General features: G+C 57.9%; 16 protein-coding genes. 11 read left to right on the top strand and 5 right to left on the bottom strand.

What is annotated here, in order from left to right; all coding sequences use genetic code 11:
- Nucleotides 1-95: 95 nt before the first annotated feature.
- From rsmA to K3169_RS27670, 4 genes are read right to left on the bottom strand one after another with little or no spacing between them, the layout of a single operon-like run.
- On the bottom strand, nucleotides 96-902 hold the full coding sequence (gene rsmA, locus K3169_RS27685) for a 16S rRNA (adenine(1518)-N(6)/adenine(1519)-N(6))-dimethyltransferase RsmA (RefSeq protein WP_263269107.1): 807 nt from the start codon (nucleotides 900-902) through the stop codon (nucleotides 96-98).
- Nucleotides 899-1,888, bottom strand: a complete 990-nt coding sequence (pdxA, locus tag K3169_RS27680) for a 4-hydroxythreonine-4-phosphate dehydrogenase PdxA (RefSeq protein ID WP_263269105.1) — start codon at nucleotides 1,886-1,888, stop codon at nucleotides 899-901. Before pdxA ends, rsmA begins: the two co-directional genes overlap by 4 nt.
- Nucleotides 1,885-3,207, bottom strand: coding sequence for a peptidylprolyl isomerase (locus tag K3169_RS27675; protein ID WP_231676389.1), 1,323 nt, complete (start codon nucleotides 3,205-3,207; stop codon nucleotides 1,885-1,887). Before K3169_RS27675 ends, pdxA begins: the two co-directional genes overlap by 4 nt.
- Complete coding sequence (locus K3169_RS27670) at nucleotides 3,188-5,962, bottom strand: LPS-assembly protein LptD (protein WP_263269102.1); 2,775 nt, start codon at nucleotides 5,960-5,962, stop codon at nucleotides 3,188-3,190. Before K3169_RS27670 ends, K3169_RS27675 begins: the two co-directional genes overlap by 20 nt.
- A gap of 129 nt (nucleotides 5,963-6,091) precedes the next feature.
- Between K3169_RS27670 and K3169_RS27665 the strand changes: the two genes are divergently transcribed.
- The 3 genes from K3169_RS27665 to K3169_RS27655 all read left to right on the top strand — a co-directional run bounded on the left by K3169_RS27665 (nucleotide 6,092) and on the right by K3169_RS27655 (nucleotide 8,616).
- Nucleotides 6,092-7,117 (top strand): aminoglycoside phosphotransferase family protein, encoded by a 1,026-nt coding sequence (locus K3169_RS27665; protein WP_231676394.1) that lies wholly within the window; start codon nucleotides 6,092-6,094, stop codon nucleotides 7,115-7,117.
- A 63-nt stretch (nucleotides 7,118-7,180) separates the two neighbouring features.
- Nucleotides 7,181-7,852 (top strand): N-acetylmuramate alpha-1-phosphate uridylyltransferase MurU, encoded by a 672-nt coding sequence (gene murU / locus K3169_RS27660; RefSeq protein ID WP_122706826.1) that lies wholly within the window; start codon nucleotides 7,181-7,183, stop codon nucleotides 7,850-7,852.
- Nucleotides 7,852-8,616, top strand: coding sequence for a DnaJ domain-containing protein (locus K3169_RS27655; RefSeq protein ID WP_231676413.1), 765 nt, complete (start codon nucleotides 7,852-7,854; stop codon nucleotides 8,614-8,616). Before murU ends, K3169_RS27655 begins: the two co-directional genes overlap by 1 nt.
- Nucleotides 8,617-8,683: 67 nt before the next feature.
- On the opposite strand, the gene K3169_RS27650 is transcribed toward K3169_RS27655, so the two are convergent.
- Complete coding sequence (locus K3169_RS27650; RefSeq protein WP_263269099.1) at nucleotides 8,684-9,661, bottom strand: alpha/beta hydrolase family protein; 978 nt, start codon at nucleotides 9,659-9,661, stop codon at nucleotides 8,684-8,686.
- A 122-nt stretch (nucleotides 9,662-9,783) separates the two neighbouring features.
- Between K3169_RS27650 and K3169_RS27645 the strand changes: the two genes are divergently transcribed.
- From K3169_RS27645 to K3169_RS27610, 8 genes are all read left to right on the top strand, one after another.
- Complete coding sequence (locus tag K3169_RS27645; RefSeq protein WP_263269097.1) at nucleotides 9,784-11,793, top strand: histidine kinase; 2,010 nt, start codon at nucleotides 9,784-9,786, stop codon at nucleotides 11,791-11,793.
- Complete coding sequence (locus tag K3169_RS27640; protein WP_027899443.1) at nucleotides 11,790-12,419, top strand: response regulator transcription factor; 630 nt, start codon at nucleotides 11,790-11,792, stop codon at nucleotides 12,417-12,419. The genes K3169_RS27645 and K3169_RS27640 overlap by 4 nt, the downstream gene beginning before the upstream one ends.
- A gap of 247 nt (nucleotides 12,420-12,666) precedes the next feature.
- A complete protein-coding gene (locus K3169_RS27635) occupies nucleotides 12,667-13,791 on the top strand; it encodes an ABC transporter ATP-binding protein (RefSeq protein WP_027900678.1) in 1,125 nt (374 codons plus the stop codon).
- Between the two features lie 84 nt (nucleotides 13,792-13,875).
- A complete protein-coding gene (locus tag K3169_RS27630; protein WP_027900677.1) occupies nucleotides 13,876-14,907 on the top strand; it encodes a polyamine ABC transporter substrate-binding protein in 1,032 nt (343 codons plus the stop codon).
- Nucleotides 14,908-14,987: 80 nt separating this feature from the next.
- A complete protein-coding gene (locus K3169_RS27625) occupies nucleotides 14,988-16,235 on the top strand; it encodes an ABC transporter permease (protein WP_027900676.1) in 1,248 nt (415 codons plus the stop codon).
- Between the two features lie 11 nt (nucleotides 16,236-16,246).
- Nucleotides 16,247-17,071, top strand: coding sequence for an ABC transporter permease (locus tag K3169_RS27620; RefSeq protein WP_099268459.1), 825 nt, complete (start codon nucleotides 16,247-16,249; stop codon nucleotides 17,069-17,071).
- A gap of 166 nt (nucleotides 17,072-17,237) precedes the next feature.
- Nucleotides 17,238-17,912 (top strand): ribulose-phosphate 3-epimerase, encoded by a 675-nt coding sequence (gene rpe, locus K3169_RS27615; RefSeq protein WP_027900674.1) that lies wholly within the window; start codon nucleotides 17,238-17,240, stop codon nucleotides 17,910-17,912.
- Nucleotides 17,909-18,727 carry a phosphoglycolate phosphatase gene (locus K3169_RS27610; RefSeq protein WP_122706817.1) on the top strand — a complete coding sequence of 273 codons (819 nt, stop codon included), beginning with the start codon at nucleotides 17,909-17,911 and terminating at the stop codon, nucleotides 18,725-18,727. Before rpe ends, K3169_RS27610 begins: the two co-directional genes overlap by 4 nt.
- Nucleotides 18,728-18,762 lie beyond the last annotated feature (35 nt).

Below are 18,762 nucleotides of genomic sequence, written 5' to 3'. Positions count from 1 at the left end.
GATGCGGATAAAACCGGAAAGCCGGTGGAATCAGTCTAGGACATGTAAACGATAAATGACCAATCAGACTTCGATCATCTACATGTCCTTTGGGCTCAGGCCGGTGCTGGCATTTCGCTCAGTTTGTCAGCGAGGCGAACGAATGCGGCCAGGTCCAGTTGCTCGGGGCGCAGACTGCCATCGACCCCTGCAGCCGTAATATCGTCACTGCTAAGCAGTAACTTGAGTGTGTTGCGCAATGTCTTGCGGCGCTGGTTAAACGCTTCACGTACCACGCGCTCCAGCAGGCGATGATCCTTGGCCGGATGCGGCAGTGTTTCGTGGGGCACAAGGCGGACAATTGCCGAGTCCACCTTTGGCGGCGGGTTGAAAGCGCCCGGTCCGACGTTGAACAGGTGCTCTACCCGGCAATGGTACTGAACCATGATCGACAGGCGACCGTAATCACCGCCGCCGGGAACCGCTGCCATGCGCTCAACCACTTCCTTCTGCAGCATGAAGTGCATGTCGCGAATCAGGTTGGCGTTGTGCAGCAGATGGAAAATCAGCGGCGTGGAGATGTTGTAAGGCAGGTTGCCGACCACGCGCAGGCTGTTTGCCGAGGCGCCGAGCGAGGTGAAGTCGAATTTCAGTGCATCGCCTTGATGCAGGTTGAAATTGGGCTTGTTGCCAAACTGGTGGATCAGGATCGGGATCAGGTCTTTGTCCAGTTCCACGACGTCCAGCTGTGCGCCGCTGCCGAGCAAGCCTTGGGTCAGGGCGCCCTGGCCGGGCCCGATCTCAAGCAGGCGATCTTCCGGACGGGCACGTATGGCTCGCAGGATCTTGTCGATCACGCCCGCGTCATGCAGGAAGTTTTGTCCGAAGCGCTTGCGCGCCTTGTGTTGAAATTGCTCGGTCATGAATGGGTCTCGGCCATCTGATAGGCGGTTTCCAGAGCGACCTGCAGGCTGCCGGTGTCGATTTTGCCAGTGCCTGCCAGATCCAGCGCAGTGCCGTGGTCGACAGAGGTGCGAACAATCGGCAAGCCTAGGGTCACGTTGACAGCAGCACCGAAGCCTTTGTACTTGAGTACAGGCAGGCCCTGGTCGTGGTACATCGCCAGCACTGCGTCGCAGTGCTCCAGATATTTGGGGGTAAACAGAGTGTCGGCTGGCAGTGGCCCGCGTAGATCCAGGCCCTCGCTGCGCAGACGCTCCAAAGCAGGTTCTATGATGTCGATCTCTTCGCGCCCCAGGTGCCCGCTTTCACCGGCGTGGGGGTTAAGCCCGCACACCAGGATACGCGGCCGGGCGATGCCGAACTTGTTCACCAGATCCGCGTGAAGAATGCGTGTCACACGTTCCAGACGCTCAGGGGTAATAGCGTCGGCGACCTCGCGTAGCGGCAGGTGAGTGGTGACCAGCGCGACGCGCAGATCGCCGGTCGCCAGCATCATCACCACCTGTTCAGTCCCGGTCAGCTCGGCAAGAAATTCGGTGTGGCCAGAAAAGGCGATGCCGCTTTCGTTGATGACGCCCTTGTGGACCGGGGCCGTTATCATCCCGGCGAAGTGGCCGTCCATGCAGCCTTGTCCGGCGCGGGTCAGGGTTTGCAGAACGAACGCGCCATTGGCCTTGTTCAGTCGGCCCGTAATCACCGGCTCTTGCAGTGGCGTATCCCAGACGTAAAGGCTGCCGGCAGGAGCGGCAGTGTCCGGGAAGGCATCAGGTGTGACGCAGATCAGATCGACAACCACGCCCAACTGCGCGGCCCGCTCGGTGAGCAGGTCGCGGCTGGTAATGGCAATAAGGGGGTGTGGCTGAAGTTGCGTGGCGAGCAGCAGGCAAAGGTCAGGACCAATGCCGGCCGGCTCGCCGGGTGTCAGTGCGAAACGCCGGGGTTTCACTGTGCAGCCTGGGCTGCGCCAGGGAGCTTGATCTCAACGTAGGCTTCGTCACGGATCTGACGCAACCAGGTTTGCAGCTCTTCGTCATACTTGCGGTTGCGCAATACCATCAAGGCTTGCTGGTCGCGCGCCTGGTTGGTAGCGTCCGTAGCGCGACGGCCAAGAACTTCCAGCACGTGCCAGCCATAAGCAGTCTTGAACGGCTTGGACAAAGTGCCTTGCGGCGTGTCGTTCATGACCTGACGGAACTCCGGAACCAGCGAGTTCGGGTCAACCCAGTTCAGGTCACCACCGTTGAGTGCCGAGCCCGGATCTTCGGAGAAGCTCTTCGCCAGTTCAGCGAAGTCATCGCCGTTCTGGATGCGATCATAGATCTTCTGCGCCAGACGCCGTGTTTCTTCTTCGCTACGAATTTCGCTTGGCTTGATCAGGATATGACGCACGTGTACTTCGTCGCGCATCTGTGCCTGACCCTGACCGCCGCGCTTCTCCAGCAGCTTGAGGATGATGAAGCCGCCCGGAGTACGGGCTGGAGGCGTAACGTCGCCAACCGGCATCGAACCCAGCATGTCACCAAATGGAGGAGGCAGTTGAGCGGCTTTACGCCAGCCCATGTCGCCACCTTCAAGGGCGCTTTCGCTGGCCGAGTTGGCAATGGCTGCCTGACCGAAGTCAGCGCCTTGCTTGAGCTTGCTGTACAGATCCTGAGCCTTGCGAGCCGCAGCCTGAATCTGGTCTGACGATGCACTGTCAGGGGTAGCAATCAGGATGTTCGCCAGGTGGAACTCTTCGGACAGTTGAGCCTGACCCTGGCCGGAAGCCAGGAAGTTTTTCACTTCCTGCTCCGAAACCTGAATGCGCTCGGCCACACGGCGTTGACGCACCCGGCTGATGATCATTTCCCGACGAACCTGCTCGCGCGCGTCGTTATAGGAAAGACCGTCATGGGCCAGCGCGGCGCGGAATTGTTCCACGCTCATGTTGTTGCGTTCAGCGATGGTACCGATTGCCTGGTTCAGCTCTTCGTCAGTGATGCGAATGCCGGAGCGGTCGCCTATCTGCAGTTGCAGGTTTTCCAGAATCAGACGTTCCAGAACCTGTGGCTGCAAGGCCTCTGCAGGAGGAACACCTGAGCCGCGTTTGGCAATGGTCTGTTGAACTTCGCGGACACGCTGGTCCACCTGGCTCTTCATGATCACATCGTTATCGACGATGGCTGCAACACTGTCCAGTTGCTGAACTGCAGCGTTGGCTGCAGTTCCCAGGAGTAACGCGCCCAGCATTAGCGGGCGCAGACAATCAGAAAGCTTGGTCTTCACGTTCACGATAACCTTGGATGCCTTTGTCGAGGAAGCTATCTACTTTGGCGCCGGTCACGCCGCCTAGCCCCTTCAACACGATTTGTAGGAATACGCCGCGGTCGCCTTTTTCGTTCTCAGGCTCGTTCTGGCTGAACTCGTCGTAATCGACCCAGTAGCGACTGATCAGGCGCAGTTTCCAGCAGCAATTGTCATATTCGAAACCACCGAAAGCTTCGATCGTGCGGTTGCGGTTGTAGTCGAACTGCCAGCGGCTGATTGCGTTCCACTGCGGAACGATCGGCCAGATGACCGAGAAGTCGTGTTGCTGGATCTTGTAGTAGTCCTTCACGTACCCCGGTTGACCTGGAGTGCCGTAATCCCCACCCATGACCCATCTGCCAGTGTTCTGGTCATAACGGATCTGATCATTACGATAGCGGTAGCCAGCGTTGATGACCTTGTTCGGGTTGTCTTCAGGCTGGTAGTGGAACATCGCACTGCCGGAGCGTGTGCTGTGGCTGTCCGGGTCCCAGTTGAAGTCCGAGTTGAAGCGCAGGTCGCGGTTGAAGCGGTATTCGTACTCGAGCGCGTAAGGCGATACGTTGGCTTGCGCGTCATCACGGTCTCTGAAAGCTACGCCTGGCAGTTGTACTTCACGATCCTTGAAGTAGATCGCCTGGCCAATGCTGAAGCGTTGACGTTCGAATCCGTTGTCTTCGATCCAGCGGTTGGTAACACCCAGCGACAGCTTGTTTTCGTCGCCAATGCGGTCGGAGCCGACAAAGCGATTATCGCGGAACAGCGAGCTGTAGTTGAACGTGGTTTCAGAGGTATCGAATACCGGGATGTCAGACTGGTCTTTCTCTGGAACATAAAGATAGAACAGGCGTGGCTCCAGGGTTTGACGATAATCCTTGCCGAACCAGTTTGTATTGCGGTCGAAGTACAGGCCGCTGTCGACACTGAATATCGGTACGCTGCGGCTTTGGCTGCTGCTGTACTCTTCGCCCTGAAGCAGGCTTGCCTTGCCTTGGCTGTCCAGATCCAGTTCGTACTGGGTATAGACATATTTCAGCTTCGGCGTCAGGTAGCCGTAACTCCAGTTCAGCGGCAGGCTGACCGACGGGGCCAGATTCAGGCGATCACCATTGGCACGGGCCAGACCCGACACGCGAGTGTCCAGACGCGCCTCTGCGTTGCCGTCTTGGTCAATGTAGTTGCCGTCGCGCAGGTCGCGGTCAAATCGTACGGCTTCGGTTTGGTAGTCGAACTGCAATCCACCCGGGTTGTAAGGCAGAGACCCGTTGAATGTGATTTGCGGCAACCTGTCGTACGGTGTGATTTGGGACACCGTCGCCAGCTTGTAAGCCTGCGCGTTGATCGCAGCGGTATAGGTGTCTCCCCGATACGTCAGAGAGCCCTGCTGATTGATATAGGTGCGGGTTTCCACGCCAATCTGGCTGGTTTCCAGATCCTGGAAGTAATACGGGTCACTTATATCGGTGTAGTCGACCTGAGTCAGCCAGCGCGAATCGAGGCCGCCTTTGTGCTGCCAGTTCATCATCCAGCGAGTGTCTTTGTAATCCGTCTGCTCTTTGCGCTCGTCATCGTCGTCGTTGAGGTATGCGCCGCCAAATTGACCTTCGCTGCTTTTGGTCAGGTAGCGGAACTCGCCTTCCATCAACATGCCGCGTTTGGACATGTAGCGAGGATAGAGCGTGGCATCGTAGTTCGGTGCCAGGTTGAAATAGTACGGCGTTACCAGCATGAAGCCGGTATCACTGCTGGTGCTGATGGACGGCGGCAGGAAGCCTGACTGGCGGCGGTCATCGATCGGGAAGTAGATATACGGTGTGTAGAACACCGGTATGTCTTTGACCCGAAGCGTTGCGTTGGTCGCCGTACCGAAACCGGTGGCCGGGTTCAGCGTGATGTTGTTGCCTTTGAGCGTCCACGCGTTGCTGTTCGGTTCGCACGTGGTGTACGTACCGTCCTTGAGGCGAATGATCGCGTTCTCGGCACGCTTGGCGTAAAGGGCGTTACCGCGCACGTTCGACTTGTGCAGCACGTACTCTGCGTTGTCGATCTGGGCCTCACCGGTGTCCAGTTGCAGCTCGGCACGGTCACCGACGATGAGAGCGCCGTTGTCGCGCATACGGACATCGCCGTTCAACTCGCCGCGGTTTTCGGCTTGATACAGGTTGGCCTCCTGGGCCTGGACCTGCATGCTGCCCTGACGCAGAACGACGTCACCGGCCAGCGAAGCAATCTGCTCTTCTTGCTGATAACGCGAAGCCTTGGCACCGATGAACATCGGCGCGTCTTTCTTCGGCGTCTTGTCATCCATGCCAGGACGAATCGGCTCGACGTAGGCCCCGGAACAGTAAGGTCCGGTTTCTGCGAGCTGGGCAGGCGTCAGGCTTTCGCGAGGAACCCAGTCAAGGTGGCTGTAGTCAGCACTGCGCGACTTGAGACCGCGCCCTTTGGCTTCGGTCACCAACTGCGGCTTGGCCACGGCAGGTTCGCTGGTGGAGCTACTGTCCGAAGTGACAGTGCCGTTGGAGCTGACCGACGTCGTGCTGTGCACTGGACGCGGAGGCAGCTCGACTGCATTGCTTTTCGGCGCGCAATTCCAGGCACCCGAAGCAGAGACTGAGCAGTCATACTGTTCGGCGGCTACCGCGAACTGAGTGGCTAAAGGTTGCATCGCCAGCAAACTGCCGGTTATGAGCAACGGAAACTTTCTACGAAACGCGGGGGATTTCAATGCCATCTTATTAATCCGGGCTTCCTGCGCGCCATCTGCCCGCGGGGGGGCCGCACGCCTCTCGATGGGCTGAAAAAGATGTCGGATAATAAAGCATGACCCGCTTGACGGCTAGCGCCGTCGGAGACCCTTGCAATGCCAGATCAAGATGTACGCCTGCAACGCCTGAAAACCTGGCTCGATGAGCAGCTTCCCGCGCTGTTTTCAGCGCAGGGCTGGGGCGCGATTCCCCCGGCCACGTTGACCGCGGCCAGTAGCGATGCCAGTTTTCGCCGTTATTTTCGCTGGGAGGGTGGTGAGCAAACTTTTATTGTGATGGATGCTCCGCCGCCTCAGGAAAACTGCAAACCATTCGTGGATATTGCCCGTTTGTTAAATAAATCAGGGATTAATGTTCCTGAAATTTATGCCGAAGATCTTGTTCAGGGCTTTTTGCTGCTAAGCGATCTTGGGCGAAAAACCTACCTTGATGTCATCAACGAGCAAAACGCAGACGCTTTGTTCGCCGATGCTTTCGATGCGCTGCTGGCTTATCAGCAACTGCCGATGGATGCACCGCTGCCCAGCTATGACGTCGCCTTGTTGCGCCGTGAACTGGAACTGTTTCCTGAATGGTATGTGCGCAAACACCTCGGCATCGAGATGGATCAGCAGCAATTGGCGAGTTGGCAGCGCGTCAGTGATCTCTTGATCGAGAGCGCGCTGGCGCAGCCCAGAGTGCTGGTGCACCGTGACTTCATGCCGCGTAACCTGATGCTTAGCGAACCTAATCCGGGAGTGCTGGATTTCCAGGATGCGGTCTATGGACCCGTCACTTACGACGTGACCTGCCTGTTCAAGGACGCCTTTCTCAGTTGGCCGCAAGATCGAGTGCATGGCTGGCTGGAAATTTACTGGGAAAAGGCTCGCGCGGCGGGGATTCCTGTTCAGGAGGACTTTGCAGAGTTTCTGCGTGCCAGTGACCTGATGGGCGTACAGCGTCATTTGAAGGTCATCGGTATCTTCGCCCGTATCTGCCATCGTGACGGCAAACCGCGTTATCTGGCCGATGTTCCGCGCTTCTTTGCTTATATAGACGCGGTGCTGGAGCGGCGACCAGAGTTGGCTGAACTGGCTAACTTGCTGACCAGCTTGAAACGACCGGCGAGCGGATCGCTCTGAATCGCGCCACGGTATGAAGGTCATCATTGAAATAAGGCTATCGATTGTGTTGATGAGGCAGGCATGAAAGCGATGATTCTGGCAGCAGGGAAGGGCGAGCGAATGCGTCCATTGACCCTGCACACTCCAAAGCCGCTGGTTCGTGCAGGCGGTGTGCCGCTGATTGAATATCATCTGCGCGCGCTGCATGAGGCAGGGTTTCACGATGTAGTGATCAATCACGCCTGGCTTGGGCAACAGATTGAAGATTACCTGGGGAACGGCGAACGTTTGGGGCTGCGTATTGCGTATTCACCTGAAGGTGAGCCGCTTGAAACGGGCGGCGGTATTTTTCGTGCGCTGCCGCTGCTGGGTGATCAGCCTTTTATGGTCGTAAACGGCGATGTCTGGACCGATTACGACTTCAGCGCACTGCGAGTGCCAATGGCCGGTCTGGCTCACCTTGTGTTGATCGATAATCCGGAGCACCACCCGCAGGGTGACTTTTCGTTGATCGACGGGCAGGTTCGTGATTCCAGCGATGCCGGTGCAAGGCTCACCTACAGTGGCATTGCCATCCTTCACCCGAAACTGTTTGCAGATTGCCAGGCCGGTGCTTTCAAACTCGCGCCGCTGTTGCGAGCAGCCATGGAGCAAGGGCAAGTGACCGGTGAGCATTTTACCGGGCAGTGGGTCGATGTCGGCACCCATGAGCGCCTTGCTCAGGTCGAGCAGTTGCTCGCGGCGAGACACTAATGCTCTGGCCATCTACCCTTTTGGGCGCCGGAGCCGGGTTTGCCATTGCCAGCATCCCGGGCGCCTTGCTGGGCGCGTTGTTGGGGCAAGCACTGGATCGGCGTCTGGCACTGCAGAGCTGGGCACATTTGCGGGAGCGCATGCGCGGTCGTGCGGCGCTGCGCGATGATGAGTTGCTGTTCGTCCTGCTGGGTCGGTTGGCAAAGAATGACGGGCGGGTGGTCGAGCAGCACATCCAGCAGGCGCGGGCTGAAATGCATCGTATGGGCATGAGTGAGCCTGCTCAACGCCGGGCTATCGCGGCCTTCAATCGAGGCAAGGACGGGGGTGATAATCTGCGCGGCCATCTGCGTCGGCTCGCCCCCCAGCCGCATACGGCTGAAGCGCTGCTGCGCGCGTGTTGGCGCATGGCATGGGCCAACGGCAAACCTTCACGCGGTGAGCGAGAGTTGATCGTCTGGTGGGGTAAATGGCTCGGCTGGTCGCCGGCCAGAGTTGACTCACTGGCTTCCGGGCACGAAGCCCCCCGTAAACCGCTGGCTAACAACAGCAACGATTACCAGGCGGCACTGAAACTGCTGGGCGTGCAAGCCGATGCGGATCCTGCGCAGGTGAAACGTGCCTATCGCCGCCTGCTCAGTCGACACCACCCGGATAAAGTAGCCGGTTCTGGCGCTAGCCAGTTGCAGGTGCGCGATGCAACGGACCGGACTCAGGATTTGCATAACGCCTACAAAGTGATCAAGGCGCGGCGCGGGTTTTGATCGAGGCAGAGCAAGTCCTAAGAAGTTCTGTAGGACCGGCTAGAGGCGGTCCTGCAAGGTCAAGGGCTTACTGCGACTCAACCCACCCGCGAATCCTGCGAAACATCTGTTCCTGCTCTGCAGCAGCGTTACCCGGAATCGCGGTCAGAGGAATCTGGCTGTAGCCTGGTCCTTTTGCACGCTTGCTGATTTGCAGACGTTCCATCGGAGACCTGTTGTTCGCGTCCTTGTAAATGAAGTCCGAGGTTTTCACTTTAAGGCCGGGTATCAGCTCGGTCAGCAGTGGCTTGGCGTCTGCGGGCTCTCGCGCCGTGACCATGGCGAATTTCTGTACCAGCGGCGCCGGGCGTTCGCTCAAGTAACGGGCTGCCCAATAGGCACCGCTGCCATGACCGAGCAGCACGATGCTGCGGGCCTTGTTCTGTTGTGCGAAGCTGATGCCGCTTTCAATTCGGGCGAAGATACGCTCAGCCTGAGCCTTGGCCTGCTCCTCTGCGGCAGCAGCTCTTGCTGTTTCAGCAGCAGCCTCTTTTTCTGCGGCAGCGGCTTTGTCGGCATCAGTTGGCGCGGTAGCTTTGGCCGCGTCTTTGGGTTTTTCTGCTGCACCCTCTTCTGCAGGCGCATCGGCGGCTCTGGCCTGATTGTAATCAGCCAACTGGTCGGGCAGGGTCAGGCTCAGGCTTGACCAACCGATGTCCGGAAACTTGCGTCGCAACGGGCCTACGGCATCCGGAGAGTCAGCCGACTCGTCAGCACCGGGAATAATGATCACTGCACCTTTGGGATCGTCAGTGTTGGCTGGCTTCCACAAGGCGAGGAAACTGTCTTCGCCAGCCTGTAATTGCTGTTGATCGGCAACCGGCAAACGCCCTTCAAGGGCCAGCGCATCTTCTTGAGTGCGCGGTAACAGTGGTGCCCTTTCCACGGCAGGTTCGGTTGCAGCATCTTTTGCAGGAGCAGGATCTGCCGCCATGACAGGCAACGCGCAAGGTAGTATCAGCGCTAGACAAAGCGAAGGAAGCGTTGCGCGAAATGTGTAGGACATCGGATATTCCAGGCCAGAAACTATCTTGGCAGCCTAATGGGTTGGTAAGGATTTGTCAGGCCCATGCTTGAGTGGCGCATCGGTTCAAACGACTACATAGAAAACATGGGAACGACACCTTGATGATGGTTCTGCTGCGCACTGGAGTTATCGGCTGTCTGGCCCTGCTCTTGATGATTTTCAACGCCGTGGCTCAGGCGGATTCAGAGCCTGCCGTGTCCACGCCGCTGTCGGCTGAGCAGCGCGCATGGCTTGCAAAGCGTGGCCCCTTGCGGGTTGGGCTGGTAATGCAGGCACCTTATGCGCAGCTTGATCGTCGTCAGCAGCAGCTTTCCGGCGCCAACGTCGACTTGATGAATCTGCTCGGCAGGAGCCTGCAAACTGAACTGCTCTGGCGTAACTTCCCTGATCAGGCCGCTTTGGAGGAGGCCTTGGCGCAAGGCATGGTGGATATTGCCCCCGGTCTGACTCAAACCCCGGCTGGCCTTCGTGTCTGGCTGTTTTCCGATCCCTATATGCGGATTTCGCAACTGGTGGTGGGCGAGCGCGACGGCTCTGGTGTCGTGGACCTTGAGAAGCTCGACAGCCGCACGCGCGTAGCGATTCGCATGCCCAGCGTCACCGCCGACTACCTGCGTAACACCTATCCCCATATCAACCTGCAAGGCGTACCGCTGGATCGGCAAGCGCTGCAATTATTGTTGAGTCAGCAGGCGCGTTATGCCGTGCTTGATGAGGCGCAGCTCAGTCGCTTGTCTCGGGAGCCGGAGTTCGCCGGGCTGAGTATTGTCGGCGATATTGGCTATCCCCAATTGCTGCGCGTCGCTTCCCGTCGGGATGTGCCTGAGTTGGCGGACATTATCAGCGCTGCCCTGCATGCGATTCCGGCCAAAGAGCTTGATCAGTTGCATGCGCGCTGGCTGCCGCTCAATGCTGTGAAAGCCAGCGAATCGCCTGGTTTCTGGCAAAACATCTGTCTGTTGCTGCTGGTATTACTGCTGGCCAGTTCCGCCATTGTTATATGGCAGCGACGTCAGCAGCAGTCGCTGGAGCGCGATGTGTTGCTTGCTCGCGAAGAACTGGCGCGGCGCGAGGCAGGTGAAGAGGCGTTAAAGCTGGCACAGTTTTCCATTGATCAAAGCACTGTGGGCATTCTCTGGGTCAACTGGGACAGTCGCGTGCGCTATGCCAACCATGCGGCAGAAGCCATGCTGGGTTATTCGTCCGGCGGCGTAGTGGATCGGCCGCTGATTGATTTTGAGCCTACGCTGCACATGGATCGCTGGCTGGGCCTTTGGAAAAGTGCGCGCTCCAGTGAAGGGATTGCTCAGACATTCGAAACCAATTGTGTGTGTGCCGACGGCAGCGTTCTGCCCGCCGATGTCTCCTTGAGTTTCCTGCGCTTCGAGGAGTCCGAGTATCTGGTGGTGTTCCTCACTGACGTGACCGAGCGTCGTCGTTACCACGAACAACTGCGCGAGCTGTCGGCGCATCTGGAAAGCGTGCGCGAGGAGGAAAAGGCGCGTATCGCCCGGGAAGTTCACGACGAATTGGGTCAGATGTTGACCGTGCTCAAGCTGGAAACGTCCATGTGTGAGCTGGCTTACGCCGATCTTGATCCGGGCTTGCGCGATCGGCTCAACAGCATGAAGCGCCTGATATCGCAATTGTTCCAGTTGGTGCGCGACGTGGCGACCGCGCTACGCCCGCCGATCCTCGATGCGGGTATCGCGTCGGCCATCGAATGGCAGGCGCAACGGTTCGAGGCGCGCACGCAAATTCCGTGTCTGGTGGACGTGCCTGATAATTTGCCGACGCTCAGCGATGCTTTGGCCATTGGCATGTTCCGGATTTTGCAGGAGGCGCTGACTAACGTTATACGTCATGCTCAGGCGCACACCGTGGACGTGAGCCTTACGCTGGACGATGGCGTCATGTGCCTGACCATTGCCGACGACGGTATTGGTTTTGTTCAGCCGCAGGGTAAGGTCGTGTCGTTCGGTCTGGTGGGCATGCGCGAGCGGGTGTTGATGCTTGGCGGGCGACTGGAGCTGGACAGTGAGACAGGTGAGGGCACAACCTTGCGCGCCTATATTCCGCTGCATCAAGCCGGGCAGGAGCAACACAAGTGATTCGTGTACTGGTAGCTGAAGACCACACTATTGTTCGTGAAGGCATCAAGCAGTTGATCGGCCTTGCCAAGGATTTGCTCGTGGTGGGCGAGGCCAGTAACGGTGAGCAGCTGCTTGAGGCTCTTCGTCAGACTGAATGCGAGGTGGTGCTGCTGGATATCTCCATGCCGGGAGTGAACGGCCTTGAGGCGATCCCGCGTATTCGCGCGCTGACCAATCCGCCAGCCATACTGGTGCTGTCAATGCACGACGAAGCGCAAATGGCAGCGCGCGCCTTGAAAGTCGGGGCTGCCGGTTATGCGACCAAGGACAGCGATCCGGCGTTACTGCTGACGGCAATTCGACGGGTAGCGGCGGGTGGTCGTTACATCGACCCGGACCTTGCCGACCGCATGGTCTTCGAAGTCGGGCTGACGGATAACAGGCCATTGCATTCGCTATTGTCCGAGCGCGAGTTCTCTGTGTTCGAACGCTTGGCTCAAGGCGCCAACGTCAACGACATCGCCCAGCAACTGAACCTGAGCAGCAAGACCATCAGCACCCACAAAGCACGGCTGATGCAGAAGATGAATCTGCATTCCCTGGCTGATCTGGTGAAATATGCGATGGAGCATAAGTTGTTGTGATCTGAAAACGACATGTCCGAGACCTCATTGACCTTATCGCGGGCAAGCCACGCTCCCACAGGAGATTGATTCCCCTGTGGGAGCGTGGCTTGCCCGCGATAAGGTCATGAGATTCGTCGTCGAGCACATACCTATCCCCGCCATCCCTGTAGGGCAATCCCTACCCCAATCTCTCCTACCCCCCGATTTGCGCGGTTCGCAGCCTAAACTAGGCTGACCGCACGCAGACAAAACAAAGGTGTGGGTAATGAGCAACGTCGATTCAAGCGCTGGGGCTAATGATGTTCTGGTCAGCTTCCGTGGTGTGCAGAAGAGCTACGACGGCGAAGCCCTTATCGTCAAAGACCTTAACCTGGACATTCGCAAAGGCGAGTTCCTGACCTTGCTCGGGCCTTCCGGCTCCGGCAAGACCACCAGCTTGATGATGCTGGCCGGATTTGAAACGCCGACGGCGGGTGAAATCCTCCTCGCGGGTCGTGCCATCAACAACGTGCCACCGCACAAACGCGATATCGGCATGGTGTTCCAGAACTATGCATTGTTCCCGCACATGACCGTCGCAGAAAACCTGGCGTTTCCGCTGACCGTACGCGGCATGAGCAAGGCCGACGTCAGCGAGAAGGTCAAACGTGCGCTGGACATGGTGCAGCTGGGCACGTTCGCTCATCGCTACCCGGCGCAACTGTCTGGCGGTCAGCAACAGCGTGTGGCCCTGGCCCGTGCTCTGGTCTTCGAGCCGCAACTGGTTCTGATGGACGAACCGCTTGGCGCACTGGACAAGCAACTGCGTGAACACATGCAGATGGAAATCAAACACCTGCACCAGCGTCTGGGCGTGACCGTGGTCTACGTGACTCACGACCAGGGTGAAGCGCTGACCATGTCCGACCGTGTTGCCGTTTTTCATCAGGGCGAAATCCAGCAGATCGCGCCCCCGCGCAATCTCTATGAAGAGCCGAAGAACACCTTCGTAGCCAACTTCATCGGCGAAAACAATCGCCTTAGCGGCAAGCTGCTCAGCCATACCGGCGAGCGTTGCGTTGTGCAACTGGAGAAGGGCGAGAAAGTCGAGGCGCTGGCTGTGAATGTTGGCCAGGTGGGCGATGACGTCACCCTGTCGATCCGCCCGGAGCGCATCAGTTTGAATGGCAACAGCGAGAGCTGCGCGAACCGTTTCTCCGGTCGCGTTGCAGAGTTTGTGTATTTGGGCGACCACGTTCGTGTGCGCCTGGAAGTGGCAGGCAAAACCGACTTCTTCGTCAAGCAGCCCATTGCCGAGCTGGACCCGGCCCTGAGCGTTGGCGATGTCGTGCCAATTGGATGGCAAATCGAGCACGTTCGCGCACTCGATCCCTTGCAGCACGTGCATTGATCTATCAATAAAAAGGCATCAGCCAGAGGCGAACTCATCGCCCACAACGCATAAACCAACACTGCTCGTGGAGAAAACAACCAAATGCTCAAATCTTTGAAGTTCACCGCAATCACGCTGGGCATGATGTGCGCCGCGCAAGCCATGGCCGCTGACCTGACCGTCGTTTCGTTTGGCGGTGCCAACAAGGCAGCCCAGGAAAAAGCTTTCTACGCACCTTGGGATAAAGCCGGTAACGGCAAGATCATCGCTGGCGAATACAACGGCGAGATGGCCAAGGTCAAAGCCATGGTCGACACCAAGAGCGTGTCCTGGGATCTGGTAGAAGTTGAATCACCAGAACTGGCTCGCGGCTGCGACGAAGACATGTTCGAAGAGCTCGACCCTGCGCTGTTCGGCGACAAGTCGAAATACGTGCCGGGCGCGATCTCTCATTGCGGTGCTGGCTTCTTCGTCTGGTCCACCGTGCTGGCTTACAACGCCGACAAACTGGCTTCGGCGCCAACCGGTTGGGCAGATTTCTGGAACACCGAAAAATTCCCGGGCAAGCGTGGCCTGCGTAAAGGCGCCAAGTACACCCTGGAGTTCGCGCTGATGGCCGACGGCGTTGCTCCAAAAGACGTCTACAAAGTGCTGGCCAGCAAAGACGGTCAGGACCGCGCTTTCAAGATGCTCGACAAACTCAAGCCAAGCATTCAGTGGTGGGAAGCGGGCGCACAGCCGCCGCAGTTCCTGCAATCGGGTGACGTGGTCATGAGCTCTGCCTACAACGGTCGCATCGCTGCGGTCGCCAAAGAAAGCAAACTCAAAGTGGTATGGACCGGTGGCGTATACGACTTCGACGCATGGGCCATCCCAAAGGGTTCGAAAAATGCCGAAGCGGCGAAGAAGTTCATCGCTTACAGCCTGCAGCCTGAGCAGCAGAAGACTTTCTCGGAAAACATCGCTTACGGTCCGGCCAATACCGACGCCGTCAAACTGTTGAGCGCTGAAACCCTGCAGAACATGCCGACTACCCCTGAGAACATCAAGGATCAGGTGCAGATCGACGTGGCGTTCTGGAATGACAACGGTGAGTCTCTGGAGCAGCGCTTCAACTCTTGGGCTGCCAAGTAAGCGCATCAGGTTGAGTTAGATCCGGGCGTGTTCCCTACAGTAGGGAATGCGCCCTTCGTTCAAAGATTTCGGAGTTCGCTATGGCCATCGCCGTGCCCCTGACTGAAGGCGCCAGCCCTACCTTGAAGCAACGTCTGGCTCGTGCCGAGCGGGTCAACCGCTGGAAGGCTCAGGCCTTGATCGCGCCGTTAGTGATCTTCTTGCTGCTGGTATTTCTGGTACCGATTGTGGCGCTGCTCTACAAGAGCGTCGGCAACCCGGAAGTGGTCAATGCTTTGCCGACTACCGTGATCGAAGTCGCTAAATGGGACGGCAAGGGCTTGCCCTCGGAGCCGGTCTACAAGGCACTGAGCATGGATCTGGCCCAGACCCGCAAGAATTCGACCCTTGGCGATCTGTCCAAGCGCCTGAACATGGAACTGGCTGGCTATCGCAGCCTGTTGACGAGCACCGCGCGTGCGCTGCCGTTCAAGGAAGAGCCTGCTTCTTATAAAGATGCACTCGAAGCACTGGATGAGCGTTGGGGAGATCCGGCCTATTGGCAGGTGATCCGACGCAATACCAGTAGTGTCACCCCCTATTATTTGCTGGCCGCAGTGGACCATCGCATTGATGACCTTGGTGAAGTGGCACCTGCGACGCCTGATCAAGCGATCTATCTGGACATCTTCGCCCGCACGTTCTGGATGGGGTTTGTCATTACCCTGATCTGCCTGGTGCTGGCTTACCCGCTGGCGTATTTGCTGGCCAACCTGCCTGCGCGGCAGAGCAACTTGCTGATGATTCTAGTGTTGCTGCCGTTCTGGACGTCGATTCTGGTTCGGGTGGCGGCATGGATCGTGTTGCTGCAATCCAGTGGTCTGATCAACGGTGCATTAATGGCCATGGGCATCATCGATAAACCGCTGGAACTGGTGTTCAACCGGGTCGGCGTTTACATCTCGATGGTGCACATCATGTTGCCGTTCATGATTCTGCCGATCTACAGCGTGATGAAAGGCATCTCGCCAACTTATATGCGTGCCGCTATCTCTCTGGGCTGCAACCCGTTTGCCAGCTTCTGGCGGGTGTATTTCCCGCAGACCTATGCCGGTATCGGCGCGGGTTGCCTGTTGGTGTTCATTCTGGCGATTGGTTACTACATCACTCCGGCATTGCTGGGCAGCCCGAACGACCAGATGGTCAGCTACTTTGTCGCCTTTTATACCAACACCAGCATCAACTGGGGTATGGCCACGGCACTGGGCGGTCTGCTGCTGTTAGCGACCATTGTGCTTTATCTGATCTATAGCTGGCTGGTCGGCGCCAGCCGCCTGCGTTTGAGCTGAGGAGCATTGCCATGTTGAGTTCTTATTCCTCGCCGCTGGAACGTGTCTGGTACTACGCCTTGCGCATCCTGTGTGGCCTGATCCTGTTGTTCCTGGTGTTGCCAGTGCTGGTGATCATTCCACTGTCGTTCAACTCCGGCAGCTTTCTGGTTTACCCGTTGCAAGGCTTCTCACTGCATTGGTATCAGGACTTTTTCAATTCCAACGAGTGGATGCGCGCGCTGAAGAACAGCCTGCTCATCGCTCCCGCTGCGACTGTGCTGGCCATGGTTTTCGGCACGCTGGCGGCGATTGGCCTGACCCGCGGCAACTTCCCCGGCAAGGCGCTGGTCATGGCCTTGGTGATTTCGCCGATGGTGGTGCCGGTGGTGATTATTGGTGTGGCGAGCTATCTGTTCTTCGCGCCGCTGGGGCTGGGCAACAGCTTCCTGTCGTTGATTCTGGTTCACGCGGTGTTGGGTGTACCGTTTGTGATCATTACCGTGTCGGCGACTTTGCAGGGCTTCAACCATAACCTGGTCAGGGCAGCTGCCAGCCTGGGGGCGTCGCCACTGACCGCATTTCGTCGGGTGACCTTGCCGCTGATTGCGCCGGGTGTGATCTCCGGCGCGCTGTTCGCGTTCGCGACGTCTTTCGATGAAGTGGTCGTGACGCTGTTCCTCGCCGGCCCCGAGCAAGCGACGCTGCCAAGGCAGATGTTCAGCGGCATCCGGGAAAACCTCAGTCCGACCATCGCTGCTGCTGCGACGCTGCTGATCGGATTCTCGGTGGTATTGCTGCTGGTGCTGGAGTGGTTACGCGGGCGTAGCGAGAAGTTGCGTACTCAGATTGAGTGAGCGGCAAGCGGGAAGCTTCAAGCTTCAAGCTAAAGCAGTATTTGGCTAGGGCACCTTCAGCTTTTGGCTTTTGGCTTGTAGCTAGCTTGTGGCTTATAGCTTATAGCTTGCAACTGCCACTGGAGTACAATGCGCGCCACCGTGATTCTGTTCAAAAAGGTGCGTCATGCAGCCCTTCCTCATTGCTCCATCGATTCTCTCCGCCGACTTCGCCCGTCTGGGTCAGGAAGTTGACTCTGTGCTGGCCGCTGGTGCCGACATTGTTCACTTCGATGTGATGGACAACCACTATGTGCCGAACCTGACCATCGGTCCGATGGTGTGCTCGGCGCTGCGTAAATATGGCGTGACGGCACCCATTGATGTGCACTTGATGGTCAGCCCGGTGGATCGCATCATCGGCGATTTCATCGAAGCGGGTGCCAGCTACATCACTTTCCATCCGGAGGCGACGCAGCACATTGATCGCTCGTTGCAGTTGATCAAAGAGGGCGGTTGCAAGGCGGGCCTGGTATTCAACCCGGCGACTCCGCTGAACTTGCTGGAGTACGTGATGGACAAGGTCGACATGATCCTGCTCATGAGCGTCAACCCTGGCTTTGGCGGTCAGAAATTCATCCCGGGGACGCTGAACAAACTGCGTGAGGCGCGCGCCTTGATTGATGCCTCGGGTCTGGACATTCGTCTGGAAATCGACGGTGGCGTGAACGTGAATAACATCCGTGAGATCGCCGCCGCCGGTGCTGATACTTTTGTCGCCGGTTCCGCCATCTTCAATACCCCGGACTACAAGCAAGTCATCGACAAGATGCGCGCAGAACTGGCGCTGTCCCGCGCATGAGCGGCTTCGAGCAACTGTTTCCGGGGCGCCTGCCAAAGCTGATCATGTTTGATCTGGACGGTACCCTGGTGGATTCGGTACCCGATCTGGCCGTAGCAGTCGACAAAATGCTGCTTGAACTGGGTCGTCCTGCGGCCGGTCTGGCGCAGGTCAGAAACTGGATCGGTAACGGTGCGCCTGTTCTGGTACGCCGCGCTCTGGCCAATGATCTGGACCACAGTGGCGTCGATGATGCCCAGGCCGATCAGGCGCTGGAAATCTTCATGAAGTTCTATGCCGAAAAGCATGAGTTCACGGTCGTCTATCCTGGCGTTCGTGAAACCCTGAAGTGGTTGCAGAAGATGGGCGTGGAGATGGCGCTGATCACCAACAAGCCGGAACGGTTCGTCGCGCCGCTGCTGGATGAGATGAAACTGGGCCGCTTTTTCCGCCTGATCATCGGTGGCGACACCATGCCGACGAAAAAGCCTGATCCGGCGGCGCTGTTCTTTGTCATGAAGATGACCAATATTCCAGCCTCGCAGTCGCTGTTCGTCGGGGATTCACGCAGCGACGTGCAGGCAGCCAAAGCCGCTGGTGTGCCCTGTGTTGCCATGAGCTACGGCTACAACCATGGTCGACCGATTGAAGAAGAGTCCCCGGCGCTGGTCATTGATGACCTGCGACGTCTGATTCCCGGTTGCCTGGATCTGGACGCTGGGATACTGTTGCCGGAAATCAAAGATCCCTCCTTTAGAGATTCCATCGTGGTGGTCACTCGCAAACTCTGGATGAAAGTCATCAAGGCCTTGGCCCGCTGGCGTTGGCGCGCCTGACTTGAATCCGGCCGGATACGTTTACCGGCACTGTT

This window comes from Pseudomonas phytophila (genome assembly GCF_025643095.1).
GTDB lineage: Bacteria > Pseudomonadota > Gammaproteobacteria > Pseudomonadales > Pseudomonadaceae > Aquipseudomonas > Aquipseudomonas quasicaspiana.
This window is presented reverse-complemented; position numbering and strand designations above follow the sequence as displayed.